8 protein-coding genes, 2 rRNA genes and 2 pseudogenes (1 of these 12 cut by a window edge) are annotated in these 13,727 nt (G+C 68.7%); 6 read left to right on the top strand and 6 right to left on the bottom strand.

What is annotated here, in order from left to right:
* Positions 1 to 193: 193 nt before the first annotated feature.
* The 4 genes from plsX to HD595_RS20455 all read left to right on the top strand — a co-directional run bounded on the left by plsX (position 194) and on the right by HD595_RS20455 (position 6,851).
* Positions 194 to 1,213 carry a phosphate acyltransferase PlsX gene (plsX, locus tag HD595_RS20470; RefSeq protein WP_308211197.1) on the top strand — a complete coding sequence of 340 codons (1,020 nt, stop codon included), beginning with the start codon at positions 194 to 196 and terminating at the stop codon, positions 1,211 to 1,213.
* A gap of 41 nt (positions 1,214 to 1,254) precedes the next feature.
* The gene (locus HD595_RS20465; RefSeq protein ID WP_253771338.1) at positions 1,255 to 3,687 is read left to right on the top strand and encodes an HAD-IC family P-type ATPase; all 2,433 of its coding nucleotides are present in this window, start codon (positions 1,255 to 1,257) and stop codon (positions 3,685 to 3,687) included.
* Positions 3,684 to 5,411 carry an arginine--tRNA ligase gene (argS, locus tag HD595_RS20460; protein WP_253771336.1) on the top strand — a complete coding sequence of 576 codons (1,728 nt, stop codon included), beginning with the start codon at positions 3,684 to 3,686 and terminating at the stop codon, positions 5,409 to 5,411. The genes HD595_RS20465 and argS overlap by 4 nt, the downstream gene beginning before the upstream one ends.
* A gap of 108 nt (positions 5,412 to 5,519) precedes the next feature.
* Complete coding sequence (locus HD595_RS20455; RefSeq protein ID WP_253771334.1) at positions 5,520 to 6,851, top strand: hypothetical protein; 1,332 nt, start codon at positions 5,520 to 5,522, stop codon at positions 6,849 to 6,851.
* A gap of 569 nt (positions 6,852 to 7,420) precedes the next feature.
* On the opposite strand, the gene HD595_RS20450 is transcribed toward HD595_RS20455, so the two are convergent.
* The 3 genes and pseudogenes from HD595_RS20450 to HD595_RS46815 form a co-directional block, all read right to left on the bottom strand.
* Entirely contained in the window at positions 7,421 to 7,801 is a 381-nt protein-coding gene (locus HD595_RS20450; protein ID WP_175595813.1) for a cell division protein SepF, read from the bottom strand.
* 1,310 nt (positions 7,802 to 9,111) lie between these two features.
* Complete coding sequence (locus HD595_RS46820; protein ID WP_308211195.1) at positions 9,112 to 9,276, bottom strand: response regulator transcription factor; 165 nt, start codon at positions 9,274 to 9,276, stop codon at positions 9,112 to 9,114.
* Between the two features lie 283 nt (positions 9,277 to 9,559).
* Positions 9,560 to 9,784, bottom strand: a pseudogene (locus tag HD595_RS46815) (response regulator); the annotation flags it as partial.
* Between HD595_RS46815 and HD595_RS20440 the strand changes: the two are divergent.
* Positions 9,753 to 10,091 (top strand): annotated as a pseudogene (locus tag HD595_RS20440) (IS5/IS1182 family transposase); the annotation flags it as partial. The pseudogenes HD595_RS46815 and HD595_RS20440 sit on opposite strands and share 32 nt — an antisense overlap.
* A gap of 24 nt (positions 10,092 to 10,115) precedes the next feature.
* Here the strand turns inward: HD595_RS20440 and HD595_RS20435 are convergent.
* Complete coding sequence (locus tag HD595_RS20435) at positions 10,116 to 10,454, bottom strand: hypothetical protein (protein WP_253771332.1); 339 nt, start codon at positions 10,452 to 10,454, stop codon at positions 10,116 to 10,118.
* Positions 10,455 to 10,883: 429 nt separating this feature from the next.
* Here HD595_RS20435 and HD595_RS20430 point away from each other — a divergent pair, with 429 nt between their 5' ends.
* Positions 10,884 to 11,207, top strand: a complete 324-nt coding sequence (locus HD595_RS20430; RefSeq protein ID WP_253771330.1) for a hypothetical protein — start codon at positions 10,884 to 10,886, stop codon at positions 11,205 to 11,207.
* A gap of 76 nt (positions 11,208 to 11,283) precedes the next feature.
* Here the strand turns inward: HD595_RS20430 and rrf are convergent.
* Together rrf and HD595_RS20420 are read right to left on the bottom strand one after the other, a co-directional pair.
* Positions 11,284 to 11,400: ribosomal RNA gene (gene rrf / locus HD595_RS20425) — 5S ribosomal RNA — on the bottom strand.
* Between the two features lie 85 nt (positions 11,401 to 11,485).
* Positions 11,486 to 13,727 (bottom strand): 23S ribosomal RNA (locus tag HD595_RS20420); it runs 866 nt beyond the window's last position.

The raw sequence follows: 13,727 nt of genomic DNA, 5'->3' as shown, positions 1-13,727 counted from the left end.
AACCTGCACCGACCCCGCGCCGGCCCGCGTCCACCCGCGCGCGCCTCTCCCGGCGGACCGGGCACCGGCGCCACCGGCTAGCCTGGCAAGCGTCCCGCCTGCGACGCGGTTTCGCCGTGTAGCCGCCGACCCGACCCTGGGCCCGCGTTCGGCGACCCTCTCGGCGGGCACGCGGCCCGTACGAGGTGACCCAGTGTCCGACAGCAAGCCGATCGCGCTCGACGCCATGGGCGGCGACCACGCCCCCCACGAGATCGTCGCGGGAGCGGTGCACGCCGTGCGCGAGCGCGGGCTGCAGGTCGTGCTGGTCGGGCCCCCGCGGATCCTGTACGAGGCCCTCGCCGACCACGACGCCACCCAGGAGATCCCCATCGTGCGGGCCGAGGAGGTCCTCGCGATGGACGAGGGCGCCCTGGCCAGCCTGCGGCGCCCCCGTTCGAGCATCGCCGTCGCCTGCCATCTCGTACGGCGGGGCGACGCCTCGGCCGTGGTGTCGGCGGGCTCGACCGCCGGCATCGTCGCCACCGGCAGGCTCCGCCTCAAGCCCCAGCAGGGCGTCCTGCGGCCCGCGATCGCCGTCGCCCTGCCCACCCGCCCCCATCCGACCCTGCTCGTGGACGCCGGGGCCAACGCCGATCCCAAGCCTGAGATGCTGGTGCAGTTCGCCCACCTCGGCACCGCGTACGCGGAGCTGGCCCACGGCCTCACCCAGCCGAAGGTCGGCCTGCTCACCATCGGCGGCGAGGCCGAGAAGGGCAACAAGCTGGTCAAACGGGCCCACGAGCTGCTCCAGAACGCCCCCGGCCTGCGCTTCACCGGCAACGTCGAGGGCCACGACCTGCTCACCGGCGCCGTGGACGTGATCACCGCCGACGGCTTCACCGGCAACGTGGCGCTCAAGACCATGGAGGGCGCCGTCCGCTACGCCTTCCACCAGCTCGGCGAGGCGATCAGCGAGAGCCCGGCCGCCCGGGTCGGCGCGTTCCTGCAGCGCTCGCGCATCCGCGAGCTGCGCCACCGCCTCGACGCCGAGGCGCACGGCGGCGCCGTCCTGCTCGGTCTCAACGGCACCGTGGTCATCGCGCACGGGTCGTCCAGGTCAGCCGGCGTCAGCGCGGCCTGCGCGCTCGCCGCGGAGCTGTCCGCCGGCGGCATCGTGACCCGCGTCGGCGACCGGATCGCCGCCGTTCCCCGATCACACCGGCTCTGGTGAACCCGTAGTCTTTGGCGCATCCACACGAACCGGGGGGACGCGTGCAAGGGCTCACCGCGGCACAGGCCGCCCAGGCGAAGCGGAACATCGTCCCGCGCCGGTCCAGCCGGTCCTTCGGCGCCATCTTCAGGGCCAACGTCTTCACGCTGTTCAACCTGGTCATCGGCGTGCTCTGGGCGCTCATCCTGATCTTCGGGCAGTGGCAGGACGGCCTGTTCGGCCTGGTCATCGTGGCCAACGCGCTGATCGGCATCGTCCAGGAGTGGCGCGCCAAGCGCACCCTCGACCGCCTGGCCGTCATCAACGAGGCGCCCGTCATGGTCCGCCGCGACGGCCGCGACCAGGAGGTCCATCCGCAGGACGTGGTGCTCGGCGACCTGGTCCTGCTCGGCTCCGGCGACCGGCTGCTCGTGGACGGCGAGGTCGTCGCGTCCGACGGCCTGGAGATCGACGAGTCGCTGCTGACCGGCGAGGCCGACCCCGTGCACAAGCGGCCCGGCGACCGGGTGCTGTCGGGCAGCTTCGCCGTCGCGGGCTCCGGCGCGTTCGTCGCCACCCACGTCGGCACCGACGCCTACGCCGTGCGCCTCGCCGAGGAGGCCAGCAAGTTCCACCTCGCCCACTCCGAGCTGCGCGAGGGCATCGCCAACTTCATCAAGTACGTCACCTGGCTGGTCATCCCGATCGGCGCGCTGCTGATCTACAGCCAGCTCCGCAACTCCGCCGACTTCGGCACCGCCATCACCGGAGCGGTCGCCGGCATCGTCACCATGATCCCCGAGGGTCTGGTGCTGATGACCTCCATCGCCTTCGCCGTCGGCGTCGTACGGCTGGGCCGGCGCAAGTGCCTGGTCCAGGAGCTGCCCGCGATCGAGGGCCTGGCCCGGGTCGACGTGCTCTGCCTGGACAAGACCGGCACGTTGACGGCGGGCGGCATGGACCTCGACGAGGTCCTGCCGATCAGCGCCGGGCCGAGCGACGGACACCGCGGCGGACCGGCCGACGGACCGAGCGACGGACACCGCGACGGACCGGCCGCCGGGCCGAGCGACGGACCGGCCGACGGGCGGAGTGACGGGCGGAGCGGCCGCGAAGCCGTGGACGAGGCGCTGGCCGCCCTGGCCAACCTCGACCAGCGCCCCAACGCCACCGCCCAGGCCGTACAGGTGCGCTATCCCGCGATGCCCGCCGGCTGGGCGGCCACGGCCAGCGTGCCGTTCTCCTCGGCCCGCAAGTGGAGCGGCGCCGACTTCGGCGAGCGCGGCGCGTGGCTGCTCGGCGCCCCCGACGTGCTGCTCGACGGCGGCGCCGGCTACGAGCGGGCCGCGGCGCTCGCCTCCACCGGCGCCCGCGTGCTCGCGCTGTGCCGCGCCGGCGACCTGGCCGCCGCCGAGCGGGGCGACCCGGACGCGGGCGTCGAGTGCGTCGCGCTCGTCACGCTCAAGCAGCGCATCCGCCCCGACGCCCACGAGACCCTCGGCTACTTCGCCCGCCAGGGCGTCGCCGTCAAGGTCATCTCGGGCGACAACCCCGAGGCCGTCTCCGCCATCGCCACCGGCCTCGGCATCCCCGGCGGCGACCGGGCCGTCGACGCCCGCACCCTGCCCGAGGACGACCCCGACAAGCTCGCCGACATGCTGGCCGCCAACACCGTCTTCGGCCGGGTCACCCCGCGGCAGAAGCGGCTGTTCGTCAGCGCGCTCCAGTCGCGCGGCCACACGGTCGCCATGACCGGCGACGGCGTCAACGACGTGCTCGCGCTCAAGGACGCCGACCTCGGCATCGCGATGGGCGCGGGCAGCCCCGCCACCAAGGCCGTCGCCCAGGTGGTGCTGCTCGACAACGCCTTCGCCACGCTCCCCCACGTGGTCGGCGAGGGCCGCCGGGTGCTGGCCAACATCGAGCGCGTCTCCAACCTGTTCCTCACCAAGACCTTCTACGCGATCGTGCTGTCGCTGCTGACCGGCGTCCTGGGGCTCATGTTCCCGTTCGCGCCCCGGCACTCCACGCTGGTCAACGCGCTGACCATCGGCATCCCCGCGTTCTTCCTCGCCCTCGCGCCCACGCTGGAGCGCTCGCGGCCCGGGTTCGTGCCCCGGGTGCTGCGCTTCGCCGTACCGGCGGGGGTGCTCTGCGCGGCCGCGGTGCTGCTGTCGTTCTGGGCCGCGCACAGCGGCACCTCCACCCTGAACGAGGACCGCACCTCCGCGGTGATCACCCTGTTCCTCACCACCTGGTGGGTGCTCGTGCTCATCGCCCGTCCTCTCACCTGGTTGCGGGTGGGCCTGGTCGCCGCCATGGCGGCGCTGTTCGCGCTGGCGCTGGCCATCCCGTTCGTCCGCGAGTTCTTCGCCCTGGCGCCCGGCGACATCAGCAACGACCTGACCGCCGTCGGCATCGCCGTCGTCGCCTCCGCGGCGATCACCGTCGCGATCAACCTCACGCTCAGGCTCGCCGGTACCCTTAGACCATGACCGACCCGCAGATGGTGCTCACCGACCGCGTCCAGCAGGCGCTGGCCGCGGCGTTCGGTGCCGAGCACGCCGACGCAGACCCGCTGATCCGGCCGTCCCAGTTCGCCGACTTCCAGGCGAACGTCGCGATGAGCCTGGCCAAGCGCCTGCGACGGTCCCCGCGGGAGGTCGCCGAGGCCCTCGCCGCCGAGCTGGCCGACTTCCCCGGCACGGTCGAGGTCAGCGGCCCCGGTTTCCTCAACATCACGCTCGACGACACGTGGATCGCCGGCGAGGCCGGCCGCATGCTGGAGGACACCCGGCTCGGCGTCGGCACGGTCACGCCCGCGCAGACCGTCGTCATCGACTACTCCGCGCCCAACGCGGCCAAGGAGATGCACGTCGGCCACCTGCGCACCACGATCGTCGGCGACTCGCTGGCCCGGGTCCACGAGCACCTGGGCAACACCGTCATCCGGCAGAACCACCTGGGCGACTGGGGCACGCCGTTCGGCATGCTCATCGAGCACCTGCTCGACATCGGCGAGGAGGCCGCGGTCGCGCAGCTCGAAGCCGGCATGGGCACCGAGTACTACCAGGCCGCGCGGCAGAAGTTCGACGGCGACGAGACGTTCAAGATCCGCTCGCGCGCGCGGGTGACCACGCTCCAGTCGGGCGACCCCGAGACGCTGCGGCTCTGGCACGTCTTCATGGACGCCACGGTCCGCTATTTCAACAAGATCTACGGCATGCTCGGCGTCACCCTGACCGACGCCGACATCGCCGGCGAGAGCATGTACAACCCCATGCTCCAGAAGACCTGCGACGACCTGGAGGCGGCCGGGGTCGCGGTGCTGAGCGAGGGCGCGCTGTGCGTCTTCCCGCCCGGCTTCACCGGCTCCGACGACAAGCCGCTGCCGCTCATCGTCCGCAAGAGCGACGGCGGCTACGGCTACGCCTCCACCGACATGGCGGCCATCCGCTACCGCGTCCACGACCTCAAGGCCGACCGCATCCTCTACGTCGTGGGCGCCGACCAGGCCCTGCACTTCCGCATGGTGTTCGCCGCCGCGCGGCAGGCCGGCTGGCTGCCCGACACCGTCTCGGCCGAGCACGTCCAGATCGGCATGATGCTCGGCAAGGACGGGCGCCGCTTCAAGACCCGCTCCGGCGAGTCGGTCAAGCTGAGCGACCTGCTCCAGGAGGCCGTCGACCGCGCCTCCGTGGTCATCGCCGACCGCGACTACGACGAGGAGACGCGCGCCGAGATCGCCCACGCCGTGGGCATGGGCGCGGTCAAGTACGCCGACCTGTCGATCAGCCACGACAGCGAGTACGTCTTCGACTTCGACCGCATGCTCGGCCTGACCGGCAACACGGCCCCCTACCTCCAGTACGCCCAGGCCCGCATCCGCTCCATCTTCCGCAGGGGCGGCTTCGACCCGGCAGACGCCACCGGCCCGATCGTCCTCGGCCACCCCGCCGAGCGGGCGCTGGCCCTCCAGCTCCTCGGGTTCGGTGCCGTGGTCGAGAAGGTGGCCGAGTCGACCGAGCCGCACCGGCTGTGCGCGTTCATCTACGCCGCCGCCACCGCCTTCACCACCTTCTTCGAGGAGTGCCCGGTGGTGAAGGAGGGCGTCGACGCCGACACGCGCGCCTCGCGGCTCGCGCTGTGCGCCCTGACGCTCCGCGTGCTGGAGACCGGGCTCGGCCTGCTGGGCGTCCCGGTCCCCGAGCGCATGTGACAACCGACGTCCCGATCGACGTGGGCGCGCCTCCGCAAGGTTGGCGCGCCCCCCGGTTACGCTTTACGCGGTCATGAACCGAGGCCGAAATTGGGGGAGTTCTCTGCCTTGAGCACGGACCTGACTGCCGGCCCCCAAGCCGCGGCGGAGCTGAGACGCTACGCCGAAGCGCTGCTGGCTCACCTGGCCGCCAACGGCACCGCACCCCCCACCGCACCGGGCTTCGCCGACATCCCCGGCAACTGGCTGCCGCCGGCCGTCCAGGCGCTGGTGGCGATCCTCGCCGGCGACGACCCGCTGGAGCCGCTGAGCAGGGCCGCCGGCCGCGACCAGCAGCGCACGGCGCTGTTCCTCTGCCTGGCCCTGGCCGTCGCGGGCCACGGCAGCCGCATCCACGCCTCGTGGCTCGGCACCGCTTTCGGCGAGCTGTCCATCGACCAGCCCGTCACCCACGGGCAGCGCTCCCTGTGGCTGGCCGCCGCCCGGGGCGCCTTCGGCCCCGCCGGCAAGATCTTCGTGCTGCGCAAGCTCGACGCGCTGGCCATCCCCGACCACGCCGAGCACCGGCAGTGGGTGCAGGCGCTCGTCCCCGGCGAACCCGCCGTGGTCGTGCCCGTCTCGCTGGTCGACTTCCCCGAGATGGCCGAGATCCCCGAGCTGGCGCGGCCCGCGCAGGCCGCCGCGCGCCTGGCGCGGCTGCGCGCCCGCTGCACCGAGATCACCTCGGCCCGGCAGGCCGACCACGACGCCGCGACCCCGCTCACCAACAACGCCGCCAGCCCCGTCACCTCGTGGGCCGAGGACGAGCCGCTCGCCGTGCTCCGCTCCCTCATCGGCCTCGGCGGCCCCGCCGGGCCCATGGCGTCGCTGACCACCCACCTGCTCGACGACCTGCGTCCCGGCGCCGACCCGCACCTCGCGGCGATCGCGCTGCACGTGGCCGCGCCCGTGCTGCGCGGGGTCGCCGAGGAGTTGGAGGCCGACAGCCGCCTTGAGCCGCCCGAGACGGTCACCGTGCCGCTGCTCGGCCACCCCATCGTGCTGCGCCCCGAGGGGGCCGACCCGGCGTCCATGGCCGCGGCGGAGAGCGCCATCGCGGCCGACGGCACGCTTCCGCGCCGCCGGCCGTGGGAGGCCATCGCGTTGATCATCACCGGAGTCGGCTGCGTGCTGGGGGCTCTGTGGCTCGGGTGGCCGCTCGTCGTGCTGGGGGTGGCCCTCATGGGGCTGGCGGGGTGGCGGCTGTGGCGGCGCCGCGCCGCCATCGAGTCGGACGCCCGCTACGTGACCGCGCGCATCGCCGAGCTCAAGGAGCTGGCGGACGGGGCGGTCTGGGCGCTGCACGCGTACGCCCGCGAGGCTGAGGCACGCGCGAAGCAGGCCGCTGAGGACTCGGTCGAGCTGACCCGGCTGATCCGGCGCGGCCCGCGCGCCGCGTAGGCCGCGGCATCACGCTCAAGACACCGGGACCGGCCGTCCTGGACGCGCCGCCCGGCTGGGCTCACGTCCGCGGAGAGACCTCCCGGCCTCTACGCGTCCTCAGACTGATGCGCGCATCCAAGGCGATGCCACGCGCCCGAGACGCGGTACGCGGTTGAGACGCGGTACGGCGCCCGAGACGCGGTACGCGACTGAGACGCGGTACGGCGCCCAAGAAGCGGTACGCGGCTTAGACGGGATACGCGGCTGAGCCTCGGCAGGCCCTGCGGCCATCCGAGGCGACTCCCCGCCGGGCGGTGAAGCCGTCCCAGGCGGTTCCACGCGACTCCACGTGTGAAGTGAAGCCGTCTGACGCTCTCACACCGCCGAGAAGAGCCCTCCGGACTCCCGCACCGGGACGTCCCTCGCTCTCCATACCCTCGGCCGGTCCCCGCAGCACCCCGATGTGCCTGGGGGCGCGGCAGGAGCCGGGCAGGCGCACATCGGAAGGAACCTCTCGGTCTCCGCGCGCTGGACCATAGGAGCGGTCCACACGCGCTCGGACGTCATCTCATCCCGTTCCGCACATGCTAGGAGGTCTCGATCTCCACGTGCGCCGGCGCGAGCAGGAACACCCGGTCGGCGATGCGCTCGATCCGGCCCTCGCAGCCATAGGCCAGACCGGCCGCGAAGTCCACCATCCGGGTCGCCTCGGGCATCGGCATGCCCGTCACGTCCATGATCACCGTCTGACCGTCACGGAAGTGCTGACCGATCATCGGCGCGTCGTTGTACTTGAGCGGCTGGACCATCACGATTCGCGACGGGTCAACCGTCGACCGCCACCTTCTGGCCGCCCGCTCCGACGCCGGCATGTACTCCTCTTCGTACTGCTCGTCGTCGTAGTGGTCGTCGTACTGGTCGACCCCGCCCAGGCCAAGGTAGTTCACCACCTTGCGCACAGCCCCCATCGGCTTGTCCTTTCCTTCAGGAACTCACCGTAATCGGCACGTCCCTACACATTGGACGGTAACCGACGATTCCGTGTTCGCCATGCGACACGCCCACGACCAATTCCATTTTGTACGGCAAGCGGCCAGGTTTCACCCGGATATCTCTCCCCCGTAGGCTTCGAGTCATGCGTCGGTCGCCACTGTAGACGCCTTCACCGACACTTCTTTCCCCCGGTAATCCTGCCGTGGTCCGCCGCTCCGAGTCAGCCGCTCCCCGCGCATGGGCGCAGGCAGCGGAGCCTCACATGTCTTAGATGCCCCCGCGACCGGATTGGTTCAGGCGGTTCTCGACCTCGGTCGAGACGCCCCAACGCTATTCGCACGGCACGGGACGCGGAGGGGGCATATTCACCACCGCCGACCGAACGCCCACAGTGAATCGCACGGTCAGTTTCATGATCACAATGGATTTTCCGGCCGAGGAAGTGAGAGTGACCACAGTTCCGTCCGGACGGGAAAAAGCCCTCCACACCGGCGTCGTCGCGGTGCATGGGAGCAATCGCGACCTCCCGGCCGAACTCCTCTCGCACCGCCCGCTCCGGTCGCGCTCCGGGAAGACGCTCGCCTGGGTGGCGGGGAGCCGGTGCCGTTCCGCTACCCGTACTTCCACGGCTTGAACGGCCGGGAAGGGGATCACGGAGAGTCACGCTCCGCAGGGGGCCACGCGGCGCGCCGGGCCGGCCGTGGACCGAGTCCACCGGGCCGGTCACGCGGTGACGGTCCTGACGGGGGAGCTCCATATCTAGTACGTCGTTCCCCTCTTCTTTCAGCCGTACACCTGTGAATCCCAAGACGCCCCAAGCTCTCCTGTCTCGCATCGACCCCTCATTCATGCAGACGAGTCGACGCCCCGGCGGAGTTCCCCCGCCCTTCGCCGCCCGAACCGGCGTCCCGGCAGTGCGACGCTGACCTGCGACTGACCGGCGCCTTGCGGGGCATTGCGGACACCTCCGAGGGTGGAGTGGCTTATGAGGACATTTCTACCGTTGCGCGATTGCGGATGGGTTGACGCCGACTTGCGCTCCCGCGCAAGCGCGCGGCGACCACCCGGACGACGGCTCCCGCCTGCAGCGTGGTTCAACCGACGCCCAGAGGCGCCTCACCCGGCTCGCCGCCCCCCGCTCGGCCTGTGGCTGATCCGCAGCGTGGTGCGCAGCGGCAGCCGTCAGAGACTGGCGCGTGCAACCGTCAGGCAGGCAGTGAGTTGCAGCAGTCAGGGAGCGGAACGGTGCGGCCGCCAGAGGACATCCCTCAGAGGTGAGCGGCGTTCAATCCTGTCCCGCCAGACCGCTCTCGTAGGCGATGACGGCCAGTTGGGCGCGGTCGCGGGCAGGGAGTTTCGCGAGCAGCCTGCTGACGTACGTTCGGGCCGTGTCGGGGCTGGTGAACAGCTCGGCGGCGACCTCCTGGTTGTTCAGCCCGCGCCCGATCACGGCCTGCACCCACGCTCGCGGCCGGCCGGCCCCTCCACCAGCTCCGGCCGGCCTCGGCCGCGTCCCAACGCGGCCGCCCGCATGACCTTCCCGGTGATCGACGGCGTGCAGCGACTGGCCGTCGGCCACGAGCCGGATGGCGCCGCGCAGCTCTTCCGGCCGGACGTCCTTGAGCAGGTACCCGGACGCGCTGGTGCGGATCGCATCGAAGACGTTCTCGTCCTCGTTCGAACGTGGTCAGCACGACGACCCTGACGCCGTCGAGCTCGCTGACGACGCGCCGGGTCGTGGCGATACCGTCGAGCACGGGCATCCGGAGGTCCATGAACACCATGTCGGGGCGATGCGCGCGGGCGGTGGCGACCGCCGCGTGACCGTCTCCCACCTCGGCGACGACCGTGGTGTCACCGTCACGCTCGGCCAGCGCGCGCAGCCCGGACCGCAACCGCGGCTCGTCCTCGGCGATGACCACCCGCCTGGACGACCTGGGACCGCTGCCCGACGACATCACCGTGCACCTGGACGCTGGCCACGACTCCGACAAGACCCGCGCCCTCCTCGACGAACGCGGCCTGCACGGCCGCATCGCACACAAGGGCGAGAAGGCACCCATCCAGGCAAGCTGGAGGTGGCACGTCGAACGCACCCAAGCCTGGCAGAACGCCTTCTGCCGGATCGCCCTCTGCTACGAGCGGCGCGCCACCGTCGTCGACGCGTTCTTAGACCTCGCCGACACGATCATCACCGTGCGCAGCCTGATCCGGCAGGCATGGACGACTCACCGCTGGGACGGACGCCCCAATCGCCGACCATGATCGCACCCCTACCTGTACCGCCTCCTACAGTCCCGGGTAGAAGCCCGGAGAGCCCAACTGCTCGAACCAGCTCGGTGGCTCAGGCGCGGTGAACACGTTGGCCATCGCGTCCAGCCAGGCGGCGAACGTGGGGAAGTCCGGGGTGGAGTTCGCCAGGTCCTCCCAGTCCCCGCCCTCAACGTAGCGTGCGCGCCCCTCCTGATCGTCGTAGTGGTGGTAGTAGACCGGGTATTCGCCGTCTGCGTCCGGCTGGGTGACATCGAAGCACCAGACCGCCTCGTTGTCCGCGTCGGCGAGGGCGAAGCCGACCAGGTGGTTGGTGGACAGCCACCGGTCGTCGCCGCGGTCCACATGCTCGGGCATATGCACGAGAATCGTGGCCGATGAGAGCGATCGGCGGGATCCGTAGAACCAGACAAGGCGATGACGTGTTCAATGACGCAGCGTCACGTTCGAGAACCCCAGCGGCCCGAGTGGGCAAGTCCTGATCCAGCCCGCAGACAGCCTCCATTCGCACCAATCCGCGTGGCCTCTTAGTGCGCGCGGATGTTCTGACTCCCCTCCCAGTGTGCGGCCTGGTGCGCGACATCGCATGGATGTCGCTTCTCGGCGTACAAGGGGAGGCGGGAGATGACTCCTGCGGGGCGATGCGGGGGAACGCGGTACATCCGTACGTTCGACCCCATGACAGCGAGCACGCCCTCCGTGCCGAACCACCGGCCGTAATCCCCTCTTCATTCGGTCAACTGGCCGCTCGTCCTCGGACTGGCCGCCATCGTGTTCGTCAGACCGTTGTTCTCCATCGTGGGTCTGGCGGATGCGCTGGGGAAGCCGGCGGCTCCCATAGTCCTGACGGCGATGATCTCCCTCGCGTGGGTCCTCATCGTCGGCCTGGCCCGGGTACGGCGCTCCGTACTGACACCGGCGCTCGCGGGAGCCGTCTATGCAGTATTCGCCATCGCGACCAGCGGCCTGCTGCTGCGGGGAATCACCGTGGCTCTGTTCGGCAGCACATCGATTCTCGCCGCTCGCCCTGATGCTGCAACGGCTGCTCGGGGCGCGTTGATCCTCCCCATGGGGGAGACGTCCCTCGGTCTCCAGACATGCGGGAACTGAGCCTGGACATGCGAAAAGGGGCCCACGCGAGCCCCGGCATCAAGCCAGGCTCGCATGAACCCCTTCTCAAAAGATTGTCCGGCGGTGACCTACTCTCCCACACCCTCCCGAGTGCAGTACCATCGGCGCTGGGAAGCTTAACTTCCGGGTTCGGAATGTAACCGGGTGTTTCCTTCCCGCCATAACCGCCGTAACCCTCCGAAACACACAAGCACTGCTTGCTGTCTCAGAATTGCCTAGTGGACGCGAGCAAAACACTCACAAAGTAAGTCTGCTTTGTGGTCAAGTCCTCGGCCTATTAGTACCGGTCAGCTCCACACGTTACCGCGCTTCCACCTCCGGCCTATCAACCCGGTCGTCTACCGGGAGCCTTACCCCCTCACAGGGTGGGAGACCTCATCTCAAGGCGAGCTTCCCGCTTAGATGCTTTCAGCGGTTATCCCTTCCGAACGTAGCCAACCAGCCATGCACCTGGCGGTACAACTGGCACACCAGAGGTTCGTCCGTCCCGGTCCTCTCGTACTAGGGACAGCCCCTTTCAAGTCTCCTGCGCGCGCAGCGGATAGGGACCGAACTGTCTCGCGACGTTCTAAACCCAGCTCGCGTACCGCTTTAATGGGCGAACAGCCCAACCCTTGGGACCTACTCCAGCCCCAGGATGCGACGAGCCGACATCGAGGTGCCAAACCATCCCGTCGATATGGACTCTTGGGGAAGATCAGCCTGTTATCCCCGGGGTACCTTTTAGCCGTTGAGCGACACCGCTTCCACATGCCGATGCCGGATCACTAGTCCCAGCTTTCGCTCCTGCTCGACCCGTCAGTCTCACAGTCAAGCTCCCTTGTGCACTTACACTCAACACCTGATTGCCAACCAGGCTGAGGGAACCTTTGGGCGCCTCCGTTACCTTTTAGGAGGCAACCGCCCCAGTTAAACTACCCACCAGACACTGTCCCCGATCCGGATCACGGACCAGAGTTAGACGTTCAAAACGACCAGAGTGGTATTTCACCAATGACTCCACCCGAACTAGCGTCCGAGCTTCCCAGTCTCCCACCTATCCTACACAAGACGCTCCAAACGCCAATGTCAAGCTGTAGTGAAGGTCCCGGGGTCTTTCCGTCCTGCTGCGCGTAACGAGCATCTTTACTCGTAATGCAATTTCGCCGGGTCTGCGGTTGAGACAGCGGGGAAGTCGTTACGCCATTCGTGCAGGTCGGAACTTACCCGACAAGGAATTTCGCTACCTTAGGATGGTTATAGTTACCACCGCCGTTTACCGGCGCTTAAGTTCTCACCTTCGCACAGCAAGCTGCGCTAAGCGGTCCCCTTAACGTTCCGGCACCGGGCAGGCGTCAGTCCGTATACATCGTCTTACGACTTCGCACGGACCTGTGTTTTTAGTAAACAGTCGCTTCCCCCTGGCCACTGCGACCCCCACCAGCTCAGACAGCAAGTGCCATCACCAGCAGAGGTCCCCCTTCTCCCGAAGTTACGGGGGCAATTTGCCGAGTTCCTTAACCACAGTTCACCCGATCGCCTTGGTATTCTCTACCTGACCACCTGAGTCGGTTTAGGGTACGGGCCGCCACAACACTCACTAGAGGCTTTTCTCGGCAGCATAGGATCATCCACTTCGCCACAATCGGCTCGGCATCACATCTCAGACTATATGGAACGCGGATTTGCCTACGTCCCGTCCTACATGCTTACCCCAGGACAACCATCGCCTGGGCTGGACTACCTTCCTGCGTCACCCCATCGCTTACCTACTACCCAATCAGGCCGAGCGTTCACTCTGACGGCCGTCCCGAAGGACAAACCCGAGTTAAGGACTCTTAGTATCAAGGGGTTCGATATGGGCGCATTGAAGCGGGTACGGGAATATCAACCCGTTGTCCATCGACTACGCCTGTCGGCCTCGCCTTAGGTCCCGACTTACCCTGGGCGGATTAGCCTGCCCCAGGAACCCTTGGTCATCCGGCGCGAGGGTTTCTCACCCTCGATTCGCTACTCATGCCTGCATTCTCACTCGCACAGCTTCCACGACTGGATCACTCCGCCGCTTCACCAGCTGCACGACGCTCCCCTACCCACCCACCACACATGGTGATGAGTGCCACGACTTCGGCGGTGTACTTGAGCCCCGCTACATTGTCGGCGCGGAATCACTTGACCAGTGAGCTATTACGCACTCTTTCAAGGGTGGCTGCTTCTAAGCCAACCTCCTGGTTGTCTCTGCGACTCCACATCCTTTCCCACTTAGCACACGCTTAGGGGCCTTAGTCGGTGATCTGGGCTGTTTCCCTCTCGACTACGAAGCTTATCCCCCGCAGTCTCACTGCCACGCTCTCACTTACCGGCATTCGGAGTTTGGCTGACGTCAGTAACCTTGTCGGGCCCATCGGCCATCCAGTGCTCTACCTCCGGCAAGAAACACGCGACGCTGCACCTAAATGCATTTCGGGGAGAACCAGCTATCACGGAGTTTGATTGGCCTTTCACCCCTACACACAGGTC

Origin of the sequence: Nonomuraea roseoviolacea subsp. carminata (assembly GCF_024172185.1) — a bacterium.
Classification (GTDB): Bacteria; Actinomycetota; Actinomycetes; order Streptosporangiales; family Streptosporangiaceae; genus Nonomuraea; species Nonomuraea roseoviolacea.
This window is presented reverse-complemented; position numbering and strand designations above follow the sequence as displayed.

Coding starts and splice junctions, on each gene's coding strand:
- argS (WP_253771336.1), top strand. CDS start 3,684: ATGACCGACCCGCAGATGGTGCTCACCGACCGCGTCCAGCAGGCGCTG.
- HD595_RS20450 (WP_175595813.1), bottom strand. CDS start 7,801: ATGGGGGCTGTGCGCAAGGTGGTGAACTACCTTGGCCTGGGCGGGGTC.
- HD595_RS20435 (WP_253771332.1), bottom strand. CDS start 10,454: ATGCCCGAGCATGTGGACCGCGGCGACGACCGGTGGCTGTCCACCAAC.